The organism is Streptomyces sp. NPDC000594 (genome assembly GCF_040299965.1).
Taxonomy (GTDB): Bacteria; Actinomycetota; Actinomycetes; order Streptomycetales; family Streptomycetaceae; genus Streptomyces.
On the sequence record NZ_JBEPCY010000005.1, the window covers coordinates 228,154 to 251,397 of the forward strand.

The following is a 23,244-nucleotide window of genomic DNA, read 5'->3' on the forward strand; positions in this document are numbered from 1 at the left end:
CGACCGCCGCCGCCGCTTCTGTTCCGCGACCCCTTTGGAAGGGCTGGTCCACCCATGCCGGAAATCCCCCTCCCCAGCCGCCTCCCCAGCCGCAGGGGCATGCTCCTCGGCACCGCCGCCGTCTCCGCCACCGCCGTGCTCACCGGCTGTACCGGCAATGAGCCCAAGGAGCGGAAGGACCCCGCCGGCGACCGCGCCGCCCCCGTCGCCGACGACCGCCCCGGCAAGCCCGTCACCATCGGCTTCGCCGGACCCCAGGCCGACCACGGCTGGCTCGACGCCATCAACGACAACGCCCGCTCCCGCGCCGGGAAGTACTCCGATGTCACCCTGGAGATCACCGAGGGCTCCAATGACACCGCCGCCCAGATCGGCCAGATCCAGACCCTCATCAACAAGAAGGTCGATGTCCTGGTCGTCCTCCCCGCCGACGGCAAGGCCCTCACCCAGGTCGGCCTCCAGGCCATGAAGGCCGGCATCCCGGTGGTCAACCTCGACCGGGTCTTCGCCTCGCCCCAGGCGTACCGCTGCTGGATCGGCGGCGACAACTACGGCATGGGCCTCAACGCCGGCCGGTACATCGGCGAACGGCTCAAGGACCGGCGCGGCGCCCGTGTCATCGAACTCGCCGGGGTCGACAGCCTCGAACTCACCCGCCAGCGCACCCAGGGCTTCGACGACGCCCTCAAGAACTACCCCAACATCACCAAGGTCGCCCGCCAGGCGGCGGAGTTCACCGTCGAGTCGGGCCAGGCGAAAATGGCCCAGCTGCTCCAGGCCGAACGCCGCTTCGACGCCCTGTGGAACCACGACGACGACCAGGGCGTGGGGGCCCTGCGCGCCATCGCCCAGGCCGGGCGGAAGGACTTCCTCATGGTCGGCGGCGCCGGGGCGCGCTCCGCGATGGACGCCATCAAGGCCGACGACAGCGTCCTCAAGGCCACCGTGCTCTACCCCCCGACCATGGCCGCATCCGCCATCGACATCGCCCGCGCCCTCGCCCAGGGCAAGGGCATCGGCGGCATGTCCGAACAGGAGATCCCCGCCTCGATCACCCTCTACTCCGCCGTCGTCACCCGGGAGAACGTCGACCGGTACCTGCCCACCGGCTTCCGCTGACCGCCCCCGCCCGCCATCGAGCAGACCGACGCCAGGAACGACAAGGAGGACCGCATGGACCGTACGGAAGAGAGCGGGAGCGCGGACGGCGGCCCGCCCGCACTGGGCATCGGCATGGTCGGATACGCGTTCATGGGCGCCGCCCACTCCCAGGGCTGGCGCACCGTCTCCCGCGTCTTCGATCTGCCGCTGCGCCCGGTGCTCGCCGCCGTCGCGGGCCGGGACCGCTCCGCCGTGCGCGCCGCCGCCCACCGCCATGGCTGGGCCGCGGCGGAGACCGACTGGCGGGCCCTGGTCGCCCGGGACGATGTGCAGCTGGTGGACATCTGCGCACCGGGCGACCTCCACGCGGAGATCGCCGTCGCCGCGCTGGCGGCGGGGAAGCATGTCCTGTGCGAGAAGCCGCTCGCCAATACGGTCGCCGAGGCGGAGGCGATGTGCGCCGCGGCGGACCGCGCCCGGCGGGACGGACGGATCGCCATGGTCGGCTTCAACTACCGCCGGGTGCCCGCCGTCGCGCACGCCCGTCGGCTGATCGCCGAGGGCCGGCTGGGGGCCCTGCGGCATCTGCGGTTCACCTACCTCCAGGACTGGCTGGTCGATCCGGGTGCCCCGCTCAGCTGGCGGCTCCAGCGGGAACACGCCGGATCCGGCGCCCTGGGCGATCTGGGGGCGCACATCGTGGATCTCGCCCAGTATCTGTCGGGGGAGCGGCTCACCGGGGTGAGCGCCCTCGCCGAGACCTTTGTCCGGGAACGGCCGCTGCTCGCGGTCGCCACGGGCGGCGGCCGGGGTATCCCCTCCGGCGGTCTGGGGCCCGTGACCGTGGACGACGCGGCGCTCTTCAACGGGCGGCTGACGTCGGGGGCGCTCGCCTCCTTCGAGGCGACCCGGATGGCCTCCGGCCGGAAGAACGCGCTCAGGTTCGAGATCAACGGCGAACGCGGCTCCCTCGCCTTCGACCTGGAACGCCTCAACGAGCTGTCGTTCCACGACCACACCGAGCCTGCGGCGTCCTCGGGCTTCCGGCGCATCCTGGTCACGGAGGCGGACCATCCGTATCTTCGGGCGTGGTGGCCGCCCGGTCACGCACTCGGCTATGAGCACACCTTCACGCATCAGGCCCATGATCTGATCCAGGCCATCGCCCGGGGCGTCGATCCCGAGCCCTCCTTCGCCGACGGGCTCCAGGTGCAGCGGGTCCTCGCGGCGGTGGAGGAGAGCGCCCGCGGCAACGCCGTCTACGTTCCCGTACCGCAGGGCCGGTGAGCCCGCACCCGCACCCGTACCGCCCGCACTGTTTGCAGCGCCCGTACCGCCTGCACTGTTTGCACCGTCCGCACGGCCCGTACCGCTCGCACCGTCCGTACCGCCCGCCCCGGCGCGTCCGGGGGAGACCCGTACCGGGAGGCGACCGCCATGCCCCGTCCGTACACCCTCTTCACCGGCCAGTGGGCCGATCTGCCCCTGGAGGAGGTCTGCCGGCACGCCCGCGACTTCGGCTACGACGGCCTGGAACTCGCCTGCTGGGGCGATCACTTCGAGGTCAGCAGGGCCCTCGCCGAATCCGGCTATGTCGCGGGCCGCAGGGCCCTGCTGGCGAAGTACGGGCTCGGCTGCTGGGCCATCTCCAACCATCTGGTCGGACAGGCGGTCTGCGACCACCCCATCGACGAGCGCCACCGGGGCATCCTGCCCGCCCGGATCTGGGGCGACGGGGAGCCCGAGGGGGTGCGCCGCCGGGCCGCCGCCGAGCTGGCGGACACCGCACGGGCCGCCGCCGCCTTCGGTGTCGACACCGTCGTCGGCTTCACCGGATCCTCCATCTGGCATCTGGTCGCGCTCTTCCCGCCCGTACCCGAAGCGATGATCGAACGGGGTTACGAGGACTTCGCCGAGCGCTGGAACCCCATCCTCGATGTGTTCGACACCGAGGGGGTCCGCTTCGCCCATGAGGTCCACCCCAGCGAGATCGCCTATGACTACTGGACCACCCGGCGCGCCCTCGACGCCGTCGGGAACCGGCCCGCCTTCGGTCTGAACTTCGACCCCAGCCACTTCGTCTGGCAGGACCTCGACCCGGTCGGCTTCCTCTATGACTTCCGGGACCGGATCTACCACGTCGACTGCAAGGAGTCCCGCAAGCGCCTGGACGGGCGCAACGGCCGGCTCGGCTCCCATCTGCCCTGGGGCGACCCCCGGCGGGGCTGGGACTATGTCTCGGCCGGACATGGGGATGTGCCCTGGGAGGACGTGTTCCGGATGCTCCGCTCCATCGGCTACGGCGGTCCCATCTCCGTGGAGTGGGAGGACGCCGGGATGGACCGGATGGCCGGGGCACCCCAGGCCCTCGCCCATCTGCGCCGGTACGACTTCGAACCGCCCACCGCCTCCTTCGACGCGGCCTTCGGCAGCGGCGGCGACGACCCGTCCTGAGCCGCCCTCCCCGGCCCTCACCCACAGGAGTCGCACCAGCCGCACCAGTGCCATGAGCGTTACGCCTACCGCACGAGCCAACGGAGCCAGGAGGAACCACCTGTGCACCCACCCCTCGCCAGCCGGCCACGCCCCCGTACCGCGCTCGCCCTGCTCACCAGCGCGCTGCTCATCGCCGGGACCCTCGCCCTCACCCCCGCCGCCCCGGACGCGGCGGCCGCGTCCGCCCCGGCCCCCGGCGGGAGCGCCGCCGAGGATTTCCAGCAGATCCCCCTGGCCAAGGGCGAGGCCGAGACGGGGGAGCCGATGTCCCTCGCCGTCCTCCCCGACCGCAGTGTGCTGCACACCTCCCGCGACGGCGCGCTCCGGATGACCGACAGCTCCGGATACACCCGTGTCGTGGGCAAGGTCCCCGTCTACACCCATGACGAGGAAGGGCTCCAGGGCATCGGGCTCGACCCCGGGTTCGCCGGGAACCGCTGGATCTATCTCTACTACGCGCCCCCGCTGGACACCCCCTCCGGCGACGCCCCCCACCAGGGGACCCCCGCCGAACTCGCCCGCTGGGACGGGGTCAACCGGCTCTCCCGCTTCGCCCTGCGGCCCGACGGGACCCTGGACAACGCCAGCGAGAAGAAGATCCTCGATGTCCCCGCCACCCGGGGCATCTGCTGCCATGTCGGCGGTGACATCGACTTCGACGCGCAGGGGAACCTCTACCTCTCCACCGGGGACGACACCAACCCCTTCGCCTCCGACGGCTACAGCCCCATCGACGACCGCCCCGGGCGCAACCCGGCGTACGACGCCCGCCGTACCTCCGGCAATACCGACGACCTCCGGGGGAAGATCCTCAGGATCAAGGTCGCCGCCGACGGCTCGTACACCGTCCCCGACGGCAATCTCTTCGCGCCCGGCACCCCGAGGACCCGGCCCGAGATCTACGCCATGGGGCTGCGCAACCCCTTCCGCTTCAGCGTCGACCGCAGGACCGGACATCTGTACGCCGGTGAGTACGGGCCCGACGCCGCCACCGCCGACCCCGGGCGCGGGCCCGCCGGCAAGGTCGGCTTCACCAGGATCACCGGCCCAGGGAACTTCGGCTGGCCCTTCTGCGGTGTCGCCGGCGAGCCCTACCGTGACCATGACTTCGCCACCGGCACACCGGGTGACACCTTCGACTGCGCCGCCCCGCGCAATGACTCCCCGCACAACACCGGGCGCACCGATCTGCCCCCCGCGCAGCGGGCCTGGATACCGTACGACGGCGGCTCCGTCCCCGAGTTCGGCACCGGCTCCGAGTCGCCGATGGCCGGCCCCGTCTACCGGTACGAGCCGGACAACCCCTCCCCGGTCAAGTTCCCGGAGGCCTATGACGGGGACTTCTTCGCGGGTGAGTTCGGCCGCCGCTGGATCAAACGGGTCGAGCAGCGGGCCGACGGCTCGCCGGAACGGATCAACGCCTTCCCCTGGACCGGCACCCAGATCATGGACATGTCCTTCGGTCCGGACGGCGCCCTCTATGTCCTCGACTACGGCACCGCATGGTTCGGCGGCGACCACAACTCCGCCCTCTACCGGATCGAGAACGCCACCGGCGGACGCTCGCCCGCCGCCGAGGCCACCGCCTCCCGCACCTCCGGCAAGGCACCCCTGCGGGTCGTCTTCTCCGCCGCCGGGACCACCGACCCCGACGGCGATCCCCTCACCTACCACTGGGCCTTCGGTGACGGGGCCACCTCCACCGCCCCCGATCCCACCCACACCTACCGCACCAACGGCACCTACACCGCCACCCTCACCGCCAGGGACCCCACCGGACGGACCGGCTCCGCCAGTGTCCGGGTGGTCGTCGGCAACACCGCGCCCAAGGTCACCCTGCGACTGCCCGCCGACGGAACCCTCTTCCGCTTCGGGGACGAGATCCCCTTCCAGGTCACCGTCACCGACGCCGAGGACGGCCCCGTCGACTGCGCCAAGGTCAAGGTCAGCTATATCCTCGGCCACGACAGCCACGGCCACCCCATCACCTCGGCCCAGGGCTGCTCCGGCACCATCAAGACCTCGTCCGACGGCGGCCACGACCCCAACGCCAATATCTTCGGCGTCCTCGACGCCGAGTACACCGACGGCGGGGGCGGCGGCCAGGCCCCGCTCACCACCCATGACCAGGCCCAGCTCCAGCCCCGCCACCGCCAGGCCGAACACCACACCGGCTCGCAGGGCGTCCGCGCGTACGACAAACCCACCGCCCACGGCGGCCGGACCATCGGCGACATCGACGACGGCGACTGGATCTCCTTCAAGCCCTACCGTCTCGCCGGAGCCACCCGGCTCACCGCCCGGATCTCCTCCGGCGGCAACGGCGGCCATCTCGAGGTCCGCACCGGCTCCCCGAAGGGACGCATCCTGGGCTCCACCCCCGTCCCCGTCACCGGGGGCTGGGAGAACTTCCAGGATGTCGATGTACCGCTGCGCCGGGCCCCGGGCCGCACCACCGAACTCTTCCTGGTCTTCCGGGGCGGCCCCGGCGCCCTCTACGACCTGGACGACTTCGAGATCACGGACACCCCGCCCGACCGCACCGCCAAACGCGTCCTGGTCTTCTCCCGGACCACCGGGTACCGCCATGACTCCATCCCGGCCGCCGTCGCCGCGCTGAGGGAACTCGGCGAGGGCAGCAGCATCACCGTCGACGCCACCGAGACCGCCGCCCAGTTCACCACCGGCAACCTCGCCCGGTACGACGCGGTCGTCTTCCTCTCCACCACCGGGGACGTGCTCGACGGCGAGCAGCAGCGCGCGATGGAGCGGTACATCGGGAACGGGGGCGGTTTCGTGGGCGTCCACGCCGCCGCCGACACCGAGTACGACTGGCCCTTCTACCGGGAGCTGGTCGGCGCCCACCTCACCTCCCACCCGCCGGTCCAGGACGCGACCGTACGGGTCGAGGACCATGACCACCCCGCCACCCGGCATCTGGGCGACGAGTGGCGGCGCACCGACGAGTGGTACGACTTCACCGCCAACCCGCGCCCCGGGGTCCGGGTCCTCGCCGCCCTGGACGAGACCACCTACACCGGCGGCACCATGAAGGGCGACCACCCCATCGCCTGGTGCCGGAACCACGCGGGCGGGCGCTCCTTCTACACCGGCGGCGGCCACACCACGGCCTCCCACGCCGAGCCCGCCTTCCGGGCCCATCTCCTCGGCGGGCTCCGCTGGGCCACCGGCCAGGCCGCGGGCGACTGCGCGCCCCGTACCGGTGAACGGTCCCTCTTCAACGGCCGGACCCTCAACGGCTGGAAGCAGGCCGGGCCGGGGAGGTTCACCGTCGCCGACGGCGAACTCCGCACCGAGGGCGGCATGGGGCTGCTCTGGTACCAGGCCAAGGAGCTGGGCTCCTACCGCCTCACCCTGGACTGGAAGGTCGCCGGGGACGACAACTCCGGTGTCTTCGTCGGCTTCCCGGCCTCCAACGACCCCTGGTCCGCGGTCACCCGGGGGTACGAGGTCCAGATCGACGCCAGCGACACACCCGAGCGCACCACCGGCGCGATCTACGGGGCCAAGTCCGCCGATCTCAAGGCCCGCGACCGGGCACTGCGACCCCCGGGGCAGTGGAACACCTATGAGATCACCGTGCGGGGCGAACGCCTCCAGGTCTTCCTCAACGGGACGAAGATCAACGACTTCACCAACACCGATCCCGCCCGCAGCCTGCGGGACGGCCATATCGGCCTCCAGAACCACGGCGCCGGCGACCGGGTCTCCTTCCGGGACATCACCCTCAGGGAACTGCCCTCCTGACCCCACCGATACCGATACCGATACCGACGCCGGTCCCGGCCCAGGCCCCGGTTCTGCCCGTTTCCGGTCCCGGACTCCCACCGGGGCCGGGCCGGGGCGGGGAGCCGACTGCGGCCCAGGCCCAGGCCCAGGCGCCGCTGTCGGCTCCGGGCGGTGGCGGGGTGTTCCCGGCCCCCGCCGCCGCTCCGCCCGTCCGCCGCCCACCCGTGACGACCCTCCAGGCCAGGGAGCCGCCGTGCCACACACCACCTTGTCCACCGCCTCCCGGACCACCGCCACCCCTTCCACCACACCGAGCCACCCGGAGCCGTGGCCCGGCCGGGCCAGGACCGGGGTCCGGCCCCGCGGAGCCCTTGACTCCGGCGCCACCACCGCCCTCGCCGGATGCGCCGCCCTGAGTGCCGGACTCCATCCACCCACCGGCATGGTCACCGGGACACCCCCCTTCGCCACCTCTGGCCTCCCCGGCCTCGCCCGCGCCCATGAGGTGGGCCTCAGCAGCCCTCTGCCCGAGCCGGGCTTCTCCTTCGAGGACCCGGACCGCGGCCCGTCCGGCCCGCCCGAGCCGTTCCACCGCCTCCCCGGCTTCGCCGGCCGGCCGCGGGACCCCCGATGACCGCCCCGGCCCATCGGCCCCGGGGGACCGCCCGGGGGACCGGTGGTCTCCGCGACGGGCTGAGGGCCTGGGCGGAACTCCTGCGGGTCTCCGCCCTGCCCACCGTCCCCGGCGACGCCCTCGCCGGCGCCGCCGTCCTCGGTCGCCGCCCCGACCGGGGCACCCTGCTCGCCCTCGCCGCCTCCCTCTGCCTCTACACCGCGGGCATGGCCCTCAACGACTGGGCCGACCGGGACGAGGACGCCCGGGACCGCCCCGAGCGCCCCCTCCCCTCCGGCCGGATCCGCCCGGCCGCCGCGCTCACCGCCGCCACCGCCCTCACCGGCACCGGACTCGCCCTCGCTAGCCGTGCGGGCCGCCCCGCCCTCACCGTCGCCACCGCGCTCGCCACCACCGCCTGGGCCTACGACCTGCGCCTCAAACACACCCCTCTGGGCCCCGCCGCCATGGCCACCGTCCGCGCCCTGGACCTCCTTCTCGGCGCCGCAGCCACCCGCGATCCCGCCCCCGGCCGGCCTCCCCGGGGACTCCCGGGCGACGCCCTCTCCGCCGCCCTCGCCCTCGGCGCCCACACCTATGGCATCACCACCGTCTCCCGCCATGAGGCCCACGGGGGATCCACCCGCGCCCCGCTCACCGCGCTCACCACCACCCTCGCCCTCACCGCCTTCGCCGCCCGCACCCCCGCCGCCCCCGGCGCCCGGGTCCTGAACTCCGCCCTCGCCGCGAGCTATCTCCGCACCGCCGCCACCCCCCTCCTGCACGCCGCCCTCCACCCCACCCCGCCCCTCACCCGGCGGGCCGTCGGCGCCGGGATCCGCGCCCTCGTCCCCCTCCAGGCGGCCCTCGCCGCCCGCCGCGCCACCCCCGCCGGCACCGCCACCGCGCTCGCCGTCCTCACCCTGGCCCCCGCCGCCCGCGCCCTCGCCCGGAAAGTGAGCCCCACATGACCTCCCCTCCGTCATCCGAGCCTCCGGCACCCCCCGCCCTCCGCCTCGGCTACGGCACCAACGGGCTCACCGACCTCCGCCTGGACGACGCCCTCGCCCTCCTCGCCGACCTCGGCTACGACGGCGTCGGGCTCACCCTCGACCATATGCATCTCGACCCCCTCGCCCCCGATCTCGCCCGGCGGGTCCAGCGCACCGCCGACCGCCTCGACCGCCTCGGCCTCGCCGTCACCGTCGAGACCGGCGCCCGCTACATCCTCGACCCCCGGCACAAACACGGCCCCACCCTCCTCGACCACGACCCCGCCGCCCGCGCCCGCCGCGCCTACCTCCTCACCACCGCCGTACGGATCGCCGCCGACCTCGGCGCCCACGCCGTCCACTGCTTCAGCGGCATCGCCCCCCAGGGCACCCGGGCCGACACCGCCTGGAAACGCCTCGCGGAATCCCTCGCCCCCGTACTCCACGCCGCCGACGCCGCCGCCGTCCCCCTCGCCGTCGAACCCGAACCCGGCCATCTCCTCGCCACTTTGGGCGACTTCCACCGCCTCCGCGCCCTCCTCGGCGACCCCCACCTCCTGGGGCTCACCCTCGACATCGGCCACTGCCAGTGGGAGGGCCGGTCACCCGCCGACTGCGTCCGGGAGGCCGCCCCCTGGCTGCGCCATGTCCAGATCGAGGACATGCGCCGGGGCGTCCATGAACATCTGCCCTTCGGCGACGGTGAGATCGACTTCCCCCCGGTGCTCGCCGCCCTCGCGGACACCGGCTATCCGGGCCTCACCGTCGTGGAGCTGCCACGCCACTCCCACGCCGGTCCCGAACTCGCCCGCACCTCCCTCCGCTTTCTGCGCGCCCAGGAGGCAGCCGCGTGAACACCGGCCCCCTCGACCTCCGGCAGACGCGCGCCCGGCTCGACCCCGCCGCCCGCGCCTGGTTCGACCGCGCCCTCACCGAAGCCACCGCCACCGCCGACAGGGCCGCGGCCGGGGCAACGGACGGGACCGCCCCGGGCCAGGACCCCGGCCCCTGGGAACGCCACTTCGCCACCGCGGGCCGCCACGCCGGACACCGGCACGCCGACGCCGTCCGCACCCTGCTGCTCACCGCCGCCCGGCCCGATCCCCCCACGCTCACCCGCCTCTACCACCACGGCACCGCCGACGAGCGCCGCGCCCTTCTCCTCGCCCTGCCGTATCTGCGCCATCTCACCCCGCCCGACGCCGCCCGCCCCCTGGTCGAGGCCGCGCTGCGCACCCATGACACCCGTCTCATCGCCGCCGCCGTCGGCCCCTACGCCGCCCGCCACCTCGACCCGCACACCTGGCGGCACGCCCTTCTCACCTGCCTCTTCACCCAGGTCCCCGTCGATGCCGTCGCCGATCTCGAACACCGCGCCCGGGGCGACCGCGAACTCGCCCGGATGCTCGCGGACCACGCCGACGAACGCACCGCGGCGGGCCGTCCCGTACCCCCCGACCTGCATCGCGTACTGACCCTGACAGACGAGCCGTCCGAGGAGTCCTGATGCGCATCTTCGACCCCCATATCCATATGAGCTCCCGCACCACCGACGACTACGCGGCCATGTACTCCGCCGGGGTCCGCGCCCTGGTGGAACCCTCCTTCTGGCTCGGCCAGCCCCGCACCTCGCCCGCCAGCTTCCACGACTACTTCGACTCCCTCCTCGGCTGGGAACCCTTCCGCGCGGCCCAGTACGGCATCGCCCACCACTGCGCCATCGCCCTCAACCCCAAGGAGGCCAACGACCCCCGCTGCACCCCCCTCCTGGACGATCTGCCCCGCTATCTCGTCAAGGACTCCGTCGTCGCCGTCGGTGAGATCGGCTATGACTCCATGACCCCGGCCGAGGACACCGCGCTCGCCGCCCAGCTCCAGCTCGCCGCCGACCATGAGCTGCCCGCCCTGGTCCATACCCCGCACCGCGACAAGCGGGCCGGACTCCGCCGCACCCTCGATGTCCTCGGTGAGTCGGCGCTCCCACCCGAGCGGGTCCTCCTCGACCACCTCAACGAGACCACCGTGGCCGAGGCCCGGGACAGCGGCTGCTGGCTCGGCTTCTCCATCTATCCCGACACCAAGATGGACGAGCACCGCATGGTCGCCCTGCTGCGGACCCATGGCACCGCACGGATCCTCGTCAACTCCGCCGCCGACTGGGGCAGGAGCGACCCCCTCAGGACCCGTGCCGTCGGCGACGCCATGCTGGCCGCCGGCTTCGGCGACGACGACGTGGACCAGGTCCTGTGGCGCAACCCCGTCGCCTTCTACGGCCTCAGCGGCCGGCTCCGCCTCGACACCGACACCTCCAAAGGCACGGGCACGGGCACCGGCTCCGCTGCCGGGCCCGGCACGGACCCGGGCACAGGCGCGGGCGCCGTCCCCCTCCACCAGGGCAATTCCATCCTGCGCGGCGGAGAGTGAGAGGACGGACGGATGCGCTTCCGGCACCCCGACGGCTCCACGGTCCACCTCGCCTACTGCACCAATGTCCACCCCGCCGAGACCCTCGACGGGATCCTCGCCCAACTCCGCGACCACTGCGAACCCGTCCGCCGCCGCCTCGGCCGCGACCGGCTCGGCATCGGGCTCTGGCTCGCCCGGGACGCCGCCCACGCCCTCACCGCCGACCCCGCCGCACTCCGCCGGCTCCGCCGGGCGCTCGACCGCCGAGGGCTGGAGGTCGTCACCCTCAACGGCTTCCCCTACCAGGGCTTCGGCGCCGAACACGTCAAGTACCGCGTCTACCGGCCCGACTGGTCCGAGCCCGAGCGCCTCGCCCACACCACCGACCTCGCCCGGCTCCTCACCGGACTCCTCCCCGACGACCTCACCGACGGCACCATCTCCACCCTCCCCCTCGCCTGGCGCACCCGCTCCGATCCCCGCACCGCCGAAACCGCCCGCACCGCGCTCACCACCCTCGCCACCCGCCTCGACGCCCTCGAACACCTCACCGGCCGCTCCATCCGCATCGCCCTCGAACCCGAACCCGGCTGCACCGTCGAGACCACCGCCGACGCCATCGCCCCCCTCACCGCCATCGGCTCCCCCCGGATCGGCGTCTGTGTGGACACCTGCCATCTCGCCACCTCCTTCGAACAACCCCGCCCCGCCCTCGAAGCCCTCACCCGCGCCGGGATCACCATCCCCAAGGCCCAGCTCTCCGCCGCGCTCCACGCCGAGGAACCCCACCTCCCCGAGGTACGGGAAGCCCTCGCCGCCTTCGCCGAACCCCGCTTCCTCCACCAGACCCGCACCCGCACCGCCGCCGGGCTCCGCGGCACCGACGACCTCGGCGAGGCACTCCACGACCGGGCCCTGCCCGACAGCACCCCTTGGCGTGCCCACTTCCATGTCCCCCTGCACGCCCCACCCGCCCCGCCGCTCACCTCCACCCTCCCCGTACTCCAGGACACCCTCGCCGTGCTCATCGGCGGCCCCACCCCACTCACCCACCACCTGGAGGTCGAGACCTACACCTGGCAGGCCCTCCCACCCGCACAGCGCCCCCGCAACCGCACCCAGCTCGCCGAAGGCATCGCCGCCGAACTCGCCCTCGCCCGCGAACTACTGACGGACCTGGGGCTCAAGGAGCTGCCATGACCCGGCCCACCCCCCTCCTCGTCCTCGACATCGTCGGCCTCACCCCGCGGCTGCTCACCCATATGCCCCAACTCCGCGCCCTCGCCGGCCAGGGCTCCCGCGCACCCCTGGACACCGTGCTGCCCGCCGTCACCTGCGCCGCGCAGTCCACCTTCCTCACCGGGACCCTCCCCTCCGAACACGGCATCGTCGGCAACGGCTGGTACTTCCGCGAGCTGGGGGAGGTCCTGCTGTGGCGCCAGCACAACGGGCTGGTCTCCGGGGACAAACTCTGGGACGCCGCCCGCCGGGCCCACCCCGGCTACACCGTGGCCAATATCTGCTGGTGGTACGCGATGGGCGCGGACACCGACATCACCGTCACCCCGAGGCCCGTCTACTACGCGGACGGCCGCAAGGAACCCGACTGCTACACCCGCCCACCGGCCCTCCACTCCGAGCTGACCGACCGCTTCGGCACCTTCCCGCTCTTCCGCTTCTGGGGTCCCGGCGCCGACCTCACCTCCTCACGGTGGATCGCCGACGCGACCCGCCACATCATGGCCACCCACGATCCCGACCTCACCCTCTGCTACCTCCCCCATCTCGACTACGACCTCCAGCGCCACGGCCCCGACGACCCGCGCGCCCACCGGGCCGCCACCGAACTGGACGGAGTCGTGGCCCCTCTGCTGGACGACGCCCGGCGGCAGGGCCGGACCGTGGTCGCGCTCTCCGAATACGGCATCACCCCGGTGAGCCGCCCCGTCGACATCAACCGCGCGCTGCGCCGGGCGGGGCTGCTGGAGGTCCACACCCAGGACGGCATGGAGTATCTGGACCCGATGGCCTCCCGGGCCTTCGCCGTCGCCGACCACCAGATCGCCCATGTCCACGCACGCGACCCCGCCGACCTGACGGCCGCCCGCCGGGTCCTGGAGGAACTCCCCGGAGTCGAACGCCTGCTGGACGGCCCCGGGAAGAAGGCCGAAGGGCTCGACCACCCCCGCGCCGGCGACCTCGTCGCCGTCGCCGAACCCGATGCGTGGTTCACGTACTACTACTGGCTCGACGACACCCGCGCCCCCGACTTCGCCCGGACCGTGGAGATCCACCGCAAACCCGGCTACGACCCCGTGGAACTCTTCATGGACCCCGAAGACCCCTATGCACGGCTCCGGGCCGCCACCGCGCTCGCCCGCAAGAAACTCGGCATGCGCTACCGCATGGCGGTGGTCCCCCTGGACCCCTCACCTATCCGCGGCAGCCATGGCCGCCTTCCCCCGAGCGATGACGAAGGTCCGCTCATTCTCTGCTCCACCCCCCGCGCCCTGGGCGGCCGTGTCGCGGCCACCGATGTGAAGACCCTGCTGCTCCGACTGGCAGGACTCCACTGAACCACAGACCACCGACAGCGAGGAGTTATCCACAATGCGTCTCGTCGGCAGGGACTCCGATCCCGGACTTGTCCACAGGCTGAGCCGTCGCGGCATGCTGGGCGTCGCGGCCGGAGGGGCCGCCGCACTGCTGGGCACGGCGGCCGGTGCCGGACCCGCCCAGGCCGCCGCCCCGGTCTCGGCCGCCCGTACCGCCGCCGGATCCACTGCCGCCGGATCCGCCGCCGGGCCCGCCCCCCGCACCGGCCCCGGCCGGGAACGGGGGAGGGGCCGTCCCGTCCTCCCGCCGGGCCGTCTCGGCATCCAGCTCTACTCGCTCCGCGACAAGGTCGCCGCACTCGGCTTCGCCGCCGTCTTCGCCGAACTCGCACGGCACGGCTACGACGAGGTCGAGTTCGCCGGATACACCCAGGGCGGCGGCCCCATCACCCTCCGCCGGCTCCGCAGGCTCGCCCGCGACCACGGCCTCACCCCGATCGGCAGCCATGTCGGCTACTGGTCCACCGACCCCGCCGCGTACACCTTCGCCCAGAACCTCGACCGGGTCCTCGACGACGCCCAGGAGCTGGGCCTCACCCATATCGGCACCCCGGCACCGCCGTTCCGCCACGGCTCCACCGTCGACGCCGTCAAGCGCGCCGCGGAGGACTTCAACACCTACGGCGCGGCGGCCCGGCGGCGCGGGATGAAGTTCTACCAGCACAACCACTCCGAGGAGTTCTCCTTCGCCACCGACCGGCCGTCGGTCCGCGTCTACGATGTCCTCCTCGCCGAGACCGATCCCGACCTGGTCTTCCTGGAGCTGGACATCTACTGGGCGTATGTGGGCCGGCACCGGTTCGGCAAGCGGCCCGACGGCACCCCGGCTCCCTTCGACCCGCTCCGCTATGTCCTGGACCAGCCGGACCGCTTCCCCCTCTTCCATGTCAAGGACGGCGAGCGCGACGAGTCCGTCCGCGACGGCTACCGCATGCGGGACGTGGGCGACGGCGACATCGACTACCGGCGCTTCCTCTCCGCCGTGGGCCGCACCCACGGGGGCCGCCGTGACCACCACTGGCAGGTGGAGCACGACAACCCGGTCGAATCCTTCACCTTCGCCCGTAAGTCCAGCGCCCATCTGCACGGACTGCGCGAGCCCGGCTGCTGACCCGGCGCGGGACCCACCGGCGGCCCCGGGCCGGAACCACCCGGCGGCCCCCGGCGCGGGGACGTCCGACCGTGCCGCCTCCCGTCGGCGCGGCACGGTCGGACGCCGTCGGTACACCGATGGGCTCACCGGGATCGGGGCCACCCGCCGGGACCCGGCTCCGGCTGCTTAACCGGAGCGGCCGGCCAGTTCGGACCGCTGCTCCCCGCCGTCGGGCGCTCCCCCCTTCCGTGTCCGGCCCGCGCGGGTGGGGCTGCCGGTGGTGGGGTTGTCGGCGACGGGGCCGTCGGCGGTGGGAGCGGTGAGCGACTGCCGTGCCCCCGCCACTCCGGTACGGGCTCCCGACCGCTCCTCCGCGCCGTCCGTGACACCGTGGCCGGACTGCCCCGCCATGACGCTCACACCATGGGCCGCCTGGACGGCCCTGCGCTCCTTCCAGAGGTGGTAGAGGGCGATGGCGAGGATGGCCGTCCCGATCACATTGGCGACGAAGTGCCACCAGACCCGGTACGTGGTCAGGGCGGGCCCCGGCGCGATGGCGCCGAACCAGGTGGACGCCCCGATCGCCCGGCTCGCGCCCAGCGCCACGGACACGGTGAGCACCACATGCTCCAGCCCGTGGATGCCCTGCATCCAGACACCCATCCGCGCCCACTTGCGGGACTTCAGATCACGCGCCGCCCTGGTGGTGATGAGGGCGATGCCGGCGAGCCCGGCCAGGAAGATGAAGTTGCCGGTCAGATGCAGGATCTCCATACCGAGCGACGGCTTGGAGGTGTCGATCTGCCCCATGCCCCGCGCCAGGCTGTTGGCCCAGGGCGTCATCCAGGCCGCGTCCATCGGATTGAGGATCCAGTAGACCGCCTGGGCCACATGCTCCTGGAAGTGGCCGATCTGGCCGATGACCCCGAGTCCTATCACCCCGATCGCGGTGCGGTAGAGCCAGCTCTTCACCGGTCCTCGGTTGCCATAGGCGAGCACGATGACAGCCAGCCACATCACGGCGGCCCAGCCGATGAAGAACAGGGCACCGGCTGTGTCCAGCGATGAGACAGTCATGTCCATGCCATGTGAACCGCCGGAGGTTCCCGGTGGGTGTTGCGAGTGGTCCATCTGTTCTCCTTGTCAGAGGGTGGACCGACGCTGGTACGGCTGAAGCGGGTCATTCCGGGTAGCGGTCGGCACACCGGGACAGACGTGCAACGGCCGTTTCACGCTAGAGAGCGGCCCGTGCCGCGACCACTCCTGGCGTGCCCACCTTGTTCACGTACCGCATGGGTGTGTTCACGTAGCGCATGACCCTCGGACGCCCGACCCCGGCGTTCCGGCGCCTTGGGGGTCGCGGGTAGCCGCCTGCATGCGGAGAGTGACGTCCCGGGGTTGTCTGTGACGCCACCCCGCCCCACATCGTGGATCCTCCGGCCGCGCCCGCCCTGACCACGGGATATGTGGGTGAGGGGCACCTCCAGGCCCTGGTATTGTTGTCCTTGTCGCCGCGGGAGACCGGGGCGGTCACCTGGTCCGGGTGGCGGAATGGCAGACGCGCTAGCTTGAGGTGCTAGTGCCCTTTATCGGGCGTGGGGGTTCAAGTCCCCCCTCGGACACCAGTGGTATCCCGCGTGGATATCCAGGTCGGATTTATAGAACTCCTCGCACGGAATCGCCCGTGCGAGGAGTTCTTTTTTCTGGGGAATCCTGTCCGGTGCGGCTGGACCGGCGGTTCCGGTGGGCGGGATTTCGTGGGGTTCTACGTCAGCCTGATGGAGCTGGCCTGGTCGTTCATCGCGTCGCCGACCCAGGGCGTGGTGCGTACGTAGAACTGGCGGGTGCCTCCGAAATTGATCTCGGAGTACAGCTCGCCTTCACAGTTCTCTCGCAGTTGCAGGGAGCTGACACGGTTGTCGAACGCCAGACCCCGCCCGAGGTTGCTGTCGGTGTAGTCCCACTCCCCGTCGTTCCGGCATTGCTGAAGACCGTAGATCACGCGGGAACTGCCCTCGTAGTTCATGTGCTCAAACAAGATGCCGACGACGAGCAAGTTGTTCGCGGCCCGTGAGCCAGGAGTGCGGGCGGTGGCCGTCTCCGTGTTCAGGGTGTCCACGAACTTGTTGTTCTTGGCCGCCTTCTCCTGGGTGGCGTCGGTGACCCGGCCGCCGGTGGCGGCGGCGATGCTCTCCCGGAAGGTGTCGTAACAGGTGGACTTCGCTGTGACGGCGTTGATGACGCAGTGGACATCGGCGGCCTCGGGGGCCTGGGTCGCGGCGGCCGGGGCCGGTGACAGGAGGACGCTCGCGCACGCGGCGGCCACCAGTCCGGTCATGGCTGTTCTCGTTCTCATGGTGTTCCTCGTCTCCATCGGGTGGTTCGATCGGCGGGCGGGCGGCCCCGGCGGGACGCCGGTTCCGGTCCGTCCGCGCCCGTGGCCGCGTTCCCATCCGATCACCGGGGCCGCCGCCGTCACCAGGCGGAAGTACCGGCGGAACTACAGGCAGAAGTAGCGGCGTCCCTGCTTCCGACAGATGATCATGGCCCCCGTCCGGGGGTAGGGACATGAGGGGAACCATGACCACGACCGGGGACGGTGGATTCGGGCCGCGCCTGCGCGCCCTGCGCCTGGGTGCCGCGCTCAGTCAGGAGCAGCTCGCCCACGCGGCGGGGGTGAGCGTGCGGGCGCTCGCGGACATGGAACGGGGCAGGACCAAGGGGCCGCAGTACAGGACCGTGCAGGCGCTGGCCCGGGCGCTGGAGCTGGACCCGGACGAGACCCGGGGCCTGGAGGCGGATGCCGCTCAGGGCCGCCCGCGTTCCGGCCGGGCTCCCGGCACCGCTGCGGTCGGAGTCCTGGCGCTGCCCCGGGACGCCCATGACTTCACCGCCCGTGGCCACGCTCTCACGGTGATCACCGCCCTGGCCGACGGCGCGGAGCCCGAGTGTCCGCCCGTGGCCGTCGTCACGGGCACGCCCGGCCTGGGGAAGACGGCGTTCGCCGTCCACGCCGCCCACCACCTCGCCCCCCGCTTTCCCGACGGACAGCTCTATCTCGACCTGCGCGCCATGGACCCCGAACCCGTCCGGCCGGGCGACGCGCTCGCCCGGCTTCTGACCGCCCTCGGGGTCGCCGAAGGATCCCTGCCCCGGACCGTGGAGGACCGGGCGGCCCTGTTCCGCTCCCTCACCGCGACCCGGCGTCTGCTCCTGGTCCTCGACAACGCCGCCGACGAGAGCCGGGTACGTCCCCTCCTCCCCGGAACCGGCGCCTGTCTCACCATCGTGACCAGCCGCAACGCACTCGTCGGGCTCGAAGCCGTCCATCGCGTCGACCTCCCCCTGCTGCGCCGCGAGGAAGCCGTCGAACTCCTCACCCGGATCATCGGAACCGAACGTGTCACCCGCGAAGCACAGGCCGCCCGCGATCTGGCCGACCGGTGCGGACGGCTGCCGCTCGCCCTGCGGATCACCGGCCAGCGCCTCGCCGCCCGCCCCCAGGAGACCCTGACCAAACTCGCCACCCTCCTCGACCGTGAGGAGCGCCGGCTCGACCTCCTCCAGGCGGGCGACCTCAAGGTCCGGGCCGCCTTCGCCCTCTCCTACCGGCAACTCGACCCGGACTCCCGGCTCCTGCTGCGGCGGTGCGCGCTCGCGGCGGGTCCCGATGTGAGCCCCGAGACCGCCGCCCTCCTCGCCGGTATCCCGCTCCGCGACGCCCGGCTCCGGCTGGAGGAACTCTGCGACCGCGGCCTCCTCCAGGCCGACCCCATGGCCGAGCGGTACCGCTTCCACGACCTGCTGAGGCTCTTCGCCACCGAACAGCTGGAGGCCGAGGACGATCCGGCGGACCGTGACGGGGCCCTGGACCGTACCGCCCGCTGGATGCTCGCCCGCGCCACCACGGCCGCCCTCCACTTCGACGCCGAGCAGCACGGCACACCCGTCGGCGACCCCGACCCCGACAGCGCCCCGGCTGGCCGCGAGCGGGCCCGCGCCTGGCTGGAGGCCGAACGGGACCAGTGGCTCGCCGCCCTCGACCATGCCCGCACCACCGGCCGGCACCGGCAGATCGTCGACGCCGCCCAGGCGATGCACTGGTTCTCCGACCGCACCCAGCACTGGCAGCAATGGGTCGACGTCTTCCGGCACGCCGCCGACGCCGCCCATGCCCTCGGCAGCCGGAGCGAGGAGGCCACCCACCTCAACTACCTCGCCTGGGCCCAGAACCTCTGCGCCCACAACCCTTCGGGCGCCCTCGAAGCCGCCGACGCCGCACTCGTTGTCGCCCGCGCCTGCGACGAACCGCTCCAGACCGGCTGGGCCCTCGGCTACGGCGCCGGCGCGCTGTTCCGCCTGGGCCGGAGGGACAAGGCCGTCGCCCGGCTCCGCGAAGCGGCCGCCTGCCACCGCGACAACCCCGCCACCCAGGCCCGGCTCGCCGAGCTGACCGCCCTCAACACCCTCGGCGAGGCCCTGCGCCAGGACGGCGACGCCGGTGAGGCCCTCGAACACCACCTCCACGTCCTGGAAATCTGCCGGCGGCACCACCCCGGGCTCTCCCCCCAGCTGCTCGCCATCTACGAGGCCACCGCCCTACGGCACCTCGGCAACGACCACGCCGCCCTCGACCACTGGCAGGAAGCCGAGGCCCCGCTCCGGCAGGCCCTGACCGTCTTCGAGAAGGCGGACTTTCCGACCTGGACCGGGCTCATCCAGCTCGAACTCGGCCGCGTCCTGCGCCATCTCGACCGCCCCGACGAAGCCCGCCCCCTCCTGACCGCCGCCCTGCACACCCTCACCACCCACCACCACCCCCTCCAAACCGAAGCCGCCACCGAACTGGACGCCCTCGGCCCCACCCACCGCTGACACCCGGCCCGGCCCCGTACCGGAGGAAGCCGCATCGGGTGTGTCAGGCTTGGACGGTGAGGGCGGAACGTGACAAGGGAGCATGATGGGCCAGGAGTTCGAGCCGATGACCGTCGACTTCTGGTTCGACCCCGTCTGCCCGTACACCTGGATCACCTCACGCTGGCTGGTGGAGGTCGGCAGGGTGCGGCCGGTGGCCATCCGCTGGCGGGTGATGAGTCTCTCGGTCCTCAATGAGCACCGGGACGACAACCCCGAGGGCGAATGGGAGGAGTACATGTGGGCGCCGGTGCGGGTCTGTGCCGCGGTGGAGCAGCGGTTCGGCCGGCGGGCGCTCGGTGAACTCTTCACCGCGATGGGCACCCGCTTCCATCTCCGGGGCGACTGGGGAGACCTCGCGGGCGCCCTCGCCGACGCCGGGTTGCCGCAGGAGATCGCCGAGGTCGCCGGTTCCACCGCGTACGACGGCGTGGTCCGCGCCTCGCACGCGGAGGCGATGGCCCTGGTCGGCGATGATGTCGGCACCCCGGTGATCTCCGTCGCCGGGCCGGGGGGTGAACGGCTCGGCTTCTTCGGCCCCGTCGTCTCGCCGGCCCCGGCCGGGGAGGCGGCCGGACGGCTGTGGGACGGTCTGCTGTTGATGGCCGCAGTTCCGGGCTTCCATGAGCTGAGGCGTCCCCGTACCGAGGAGCCCTGTTTCGACTCCGAGTGAACCGAACCCGGTCAACGGGACGGGGTGAACGGGACCGAGTGAACGGGACGGCGGCGCGCGCCGTCGGCTCCGGTGCGCTCCCCGGTCGTGGGGCCTTGGCCCGTCCCTGGCGGGAACACTCTCAACGGCGCACACCGATTTCGTCGTCCATCCCCTTGTGTCCGGGTGGGGGACCGGAGCGGAGCGCGGAGAAACAGGCCAGAAGGGGAGCGGACATGTCACCGTGGATTCTGAGTGAGTGCGACCACGCCTGGGTGGGCTGGGGCGGCAAGCAGCGGTGCCGCAAGTGCGGTGTCACCCAGCAGTGATTCACCGGGCGGTGGGCACACCGGCGCGGTGCCGGTCAGCCGACGTGGACATGGGGCCGGCGCGCCGGATCGGGTTCGGCGCGCCGCAGGACCTCACGGGTGACCGGTGCCGTCTCGCCCTGGCCGAAGACGAGGAAGCTCAGCAGATGGCTGACGGGGTTTCCCTCGCTCCAGGTGAAGTAGGCGTGCGGGACGGTGCCCGTACGGTCGCGGACGGCGATCAGCACGGCGGCGATGGTGTTCGGCACCGTCGCCCCCGCGACCCGGAGCCGGTGTACCCCGTACTTCTCGTCGCCGTGCACCCACAGATCGGCGGAGAAGTCGGAGGAGTCCCGTACGAACACCTCCAGGAAGAGGACGGGCCGGCGGTCGGGGATATGGGTCTCCTGCCGCCGGCTGTACTCCTTCATCCGGTACTCGGAGGTCGAGTGCTCCGACGGTTCATTGGCGATGATCCGCAACGGCCCGGCCGCCACCGCCGCGTCCACAAACCGGGCCGCCTCGGTGTCGAGGACCACATCCCCCGCACGCAGTTCGAAGGAGCGGTGCACCCGGGAGGCGAAGGAGGTCACCAGGATGAAGAAGATGAAGATCGAAGCGATCTTGATGCCGTCCGGGCGTTCGATGACATTGGCGATCAGGGTGTAGACAAAGACCACGGTGATCACGGCGAACCCCACGGCGGCCCGGGTGTGGCCCCGGTGGCGGGCCGCGACGGTGGAGGCGAAGGCGGCCGAGAGCATCAGGACCAGCACCCCGGTGGCGTACGCGCCGCTCTGCCGGTCCACGTTCGCGTCGAAGTAGACGGTGATGACGGTCGCGATGGCGGTGAACACGAGCACCAGGGGGCGTACCGCGCGGGTCCATTCCGGGGCCATGCCGTAGCGGGGCAGAAAGCGGGGGACCAGATTGAGCAGCCCGGCGAGGGCCGAGGCGCCCGCGAACCAGAGGATGCAGATGGTGGAGATGTCGTAACAGGTCCCGAAGACCTCCCCCAGATAGCGGTGGGCCAGATAGGCGAGGGCCCGCCCGTTCGCGGGGCCGCCCGCCTTGAAGTCGTCCTGGGGGATCAGCAGGGTGGTGGCCAGGCTGGACAGCAGCAGAAAGCAGCTCATGATCAGCGCGGCGGTGGTCAGCAGCTTACGGGTGTCGCGGATCCGGCCCTCGGGCCGCTGCGGGGTGTCCGTCGGGTCGCCCTTGATCTGCGGCATCACCGCGACACCGGTCTCGAAGCCGGACATGCCGAGGGCCAGCTTGGGGAAGACCAGCAGCGCCACCCCGACCATCACCCAGGGTGAGGAGTGACTCGCGCTCAGCGCGCCCCACCAGTCGGAGACCACCACGGGTGCGCTCAGCACCTGCCAGGCCGCCGTGGCGAGCACCACCACATTGAGGGTGAGATAGACGGCGACCAGGACCACGGCGACCCCGATCGCCTCGCGGAAGCCCTTGAGGAAGACCGCGCCGAGCAGCCCGATGAGGGTGAGGGTGATCCACAGATTGGCGCCGTCGAGCCCCTGGGGGGCGTACGGGTTCTCCACGACATGCGCGGAGGCGTCCGCCGCCGACAGGGTGATGGTGATGACGAAGTCGGTCGCGGCGAACCCCAGCAGCACCAGGACCAGGATCTTCCCCGACCACCAGGGCAGCAGCCGCTCCAGCATGGCGATCGAGCCCTCGCCGTGGGGGGACTCGCGGGCCACCCGCCGGTAGACGGGGAGCGCGCCCAGCAGGGTGAGGGCCAGCAGGACCAGGGTGGCCAGCGGGGAGAGCAGCCCGGCGGCGAGGGCGGCGATACCGGGCTGGTAGCCGAGGGTGGAGAAGTAGTCGACACCGGTCAGGCACATCACCCGCCACCAGCGGTGGCCGGGGTGCTCGGTGGGGGCGGTGGCATGGGGACCGGGGTGGCGGGCCGAGGTCTCGCTGAGGCCGTCCAGCAGCCAGGCCCGCCCGCGCCGCCAGCCGCGCGGGGAGGCTTCCCCGGTGCCCCCGGTGCCCCCGGTGCCCCCGGTGCCCCCGGTGCCCCCGGTGCCTCCGGTGCCTCCGGCCGTCCCGGTGTCCCCGGCTGTCCCGCTGTCCGCGGCCGTCCCAGGATCCCCGGAGCCCCCCGCCCGCCCGGCGTCCGCGGCCCGCCCGGCGTCCCCCGTACCGCCGTCGCCGTCGCCCCTTCCACCCGTCACGGTCGCCGCACTCCCACTTCTCCTCGTACCGCCATGCCCCGTACCGCCACTCCTCGGCCACCGGCGCGGGGCTCCCCTCCGTACCCCTCCATCCGGTGATTCG

The 23,244-nt window shown here is 72.5% G+C and carries 17 protein-coding genes and 1 tRNA gene; 15 read left to right on the forward strand and 3 right to left on the reverse strand.

What is annotated here, in order from left to right; translation table 11 throughout:
* Nucleotides 1-54: 54 nt before the first annotated feature.
* The 12 genes from ABT354_RS10270 (at nucleotide 55) to ABT354_RS10325 (ending at nucleotide 15,084) form a co-directional block, all read left to right on the forward strand.
* Nucleotides 55-1,119: a substrate-binding domain-containing protein gene (locus ABT354_RS10270; protein WP_351491545.1), complete on the forward strand. Its 1,065-nt coding sequence runs from the start codon at nucleotides 55-57 to the stop codon at nucleotides 1,117-1,119.
* 54 nt (nucleotides 1,120-1,173) lie between these two features.
* Complete coding sequence (locus tag ABT354_RS10275; protein WP_351491547.1) at nucleotides 1,174-2,388, forward strand: Gfo/Idh/MocA family protein; 1,215 nt, start codon at nucleotides 1,174-1,176, stop codon at nucleotides 2,386-2,388.
* 150 nt (nucleotides 2,389-2,538) lie between these two features.
* Entirely contained in the window at nucleotides 2,539-3,555 is a 1,017-nt protein-coding gene (locus tag ABT354_RS10280) for a sugar phosphate isomerase/epimerase family protein (RefSeq protein WP_351491549.1), read from the forward strand.
* A gap of 102 nt (nucleotides 3,556-3,657) precedes the next feature.
* Nucleotides 3,658-7,365: a ThuA domain-containing protein gene (locus ABT354_RS10285; RefSeq protein WP_351491551.1), complete on the forward strand. Its 3,708-nt coding sequence runs from the start codon at nucleotides 3,658-3,660 to the stop codon at nucleotides 7,363-7,365.
* 235 nt (nucleotides 7,366-7,600) lie between these two features.
* Complete coding sequence (locus ABT354_RS10290; RefSeq protein WP_351491553.1) at nucleotides 7,601-7,981, forward strand: hypothetical protein; 381 nt, start codon at nucleotides 7,601-7,603, stop codon at nucleotides 7,979-7,981.
* Entirely contained in the window at nucleotides 7,978-8,931 is a 954-nt protein-coding gene (locus ABT354_RS10295) for an SCO3242 family prenyltransferase (RefSeq protein ID WP_351491555.1), read from the forward strand. Before ABT354_RS10290 ends, ABT354_RS10295 begins: the two co-directional genes overlap by 4 nt.
* The gene (locus ABT354_RS10300; RefSeq protein ID WP_351491557.1) at nucleotides 8,928-9,806 is read left to right on the forward strand and encodes a sugar phosphate isomerase/epimerase family protein; all 879 of its coding nucleotides are present in this window, start codon (nucleotides 8,928-8,930) and stop codon (nucleotides 9,804-9,806) included. The genes ABT354_RS10295 and ABT354_RS10300 overlap by 4 nt, the downstream gene beginning before the upstream one ends.
* A complete protein-coding gene (locus tag ABT354_RS10305) occupies nucleotides 9,803-10,459 on the forward strand; it encodes an EboA domain-containing protein (protein WP_351491559.1) in 657 nt (218 codons plus the stop codon). The genes ABT354_RS10300 and ABT354_RS10305 overlap by 4 nt, the downstream gene beginning before the upstream one ends.
* A complete protein-coding gene (locus ABT354_RS10310) occupies nucleotides 10,459-11,376 on the forward strand; it encodes a TatD family hydrolase (RefSeq protein ID WP_351491561.1) in 918 nt (305 codons plus the stop codon). Before ABT354_RS10305 ends, ABT354_RS10310 begins: the two co-directional genes overlap by 1 nt.
* A gap of 12 nt (nucleotides 11,377-11,388) precedes the next feature.
* A complete protein-coding gene (gene eboE, locus ABT354_RS10315; protein ID WP_351491563.1) occupies nucleotides 11,389-12,558 on the forward strand; it encodes a metabolite traffic protein EboE in 1,170 nt (389 codons plus the stop codon).
* Nucleotides 12,555-13,934: an alkaline phosphatase family protein gene (locus ABT354_RS10320; RefSeq protein WP_351491565.1), complete on the forward strand. Its 1,380-nt coding sequence runs from the start codon at nucleotides 12,555-12,557 to the stop codon at nucleotides 13,932-13,934. The genes eboE and ABT354_RS10320 overlap by 4 nt, the downstream gene beginning before the upstream one ends.
* A 94-nt stretch (nucleotides 13,935-14,028) precedes the next feature.
* Complete coding sequence (locus tag ABT354_RS10325) at nucleotides 14,029-15,084, forward strand: sugar phosphate isomerase/epimerase family protein (RefSeq protein WP_502983379.1); 1,056 nt, start codon at nucleotides 14,029-14,031, stop codon at nucleotides 15,082-15,084.
* Between the two features lie 168 nt (nucleotides 15,085-15,252).
* Here ABT354_RS10325 and ABT354_RS10330 read toward each other — a convergent pair whose 3' ends face one another.
* A complete protein-coding gene (locus tag ABT354_RS10330) occupies nucleotides 15,253-16,143 on the reverse strand; it encodes a DUF6008 family protein (RefSeq protein WP_502983380.1) in 891 nt (296 codons plus the stop codon).
* Nucleotides 16,144-16,603: 460 nt separating this feature from the next.
* On the opposite strand from ABT354_RS10330, the gene ABT354_RS10335 reads away from it, so the two are divergent.
* Nucleotides 16,604-16,691, forward strand: a tRNA-Leu gene (locus tag ABT354_RS10335).
* A gap of 140 nt (nucleotides 16,692-16,831) precedes the next feature.
* Here the strand turns inward: ABT354_RS10335 and ABT354_RS10340 are convergent.
* Entirely contained in the window at nucleotides 16,832-17,422 is a 591-nt protein-coding gene (locus ABT354_RS10340) for a hypothetical protein (protein WP_351491569.1), read from the reverse strand.
* A gap of 224 nt (nucleotides 17,423-17,646) precedes the next feature.
* Here ABT354_RS10340 and ABT354_RS10345 point away from each other — a divergent pair, with 224 nt between their 5' ends.
* On the forward strand, nucleotides 17,647-19,941 hold the full coding sequence (locus ABT354_RS10345) for an ATP-binding protein (protein WP_351491571.1): 2,295 nt from the start codon (nucleotides 17,647-17,649) through the stop codon (nucleotides 19,939-19,941).
* A gap of 82 nt (nucleotides 19,942-20,023) precedes the next feature.
* Nucleotides 20,024-20,653, forward strand: a complete 630-nt coding sequence (locus tag ABT354_RS10350) for a mycothiol-dependent nitroreductase Rv2466c family protein (protein WP_351491573.1) — start codon at nucleotides 20,024-20,026, stop codon at nucleotides 20,651-20,653.
* 343 nt (nucleotides 20,654-20,996) lie between these two features.
* Here ABT354_RS10350 and ABT354_RS10355 read toward each other — a convergent pair whose 3' ends face one another.
* Complete coding sequence (locus tag ABT354_RS10355; RefSeq protein WP_351492037.1) at nucleotides 20,997-22,901, reverse strand: amino acid transporter; 1,905 nt, start codon at nucleotides 22,899-22,901, stop codon at nucleotides 20,997-20,999.
* Nucleotides 22,902-23,244: the final 343 nt, after the last annotated feature.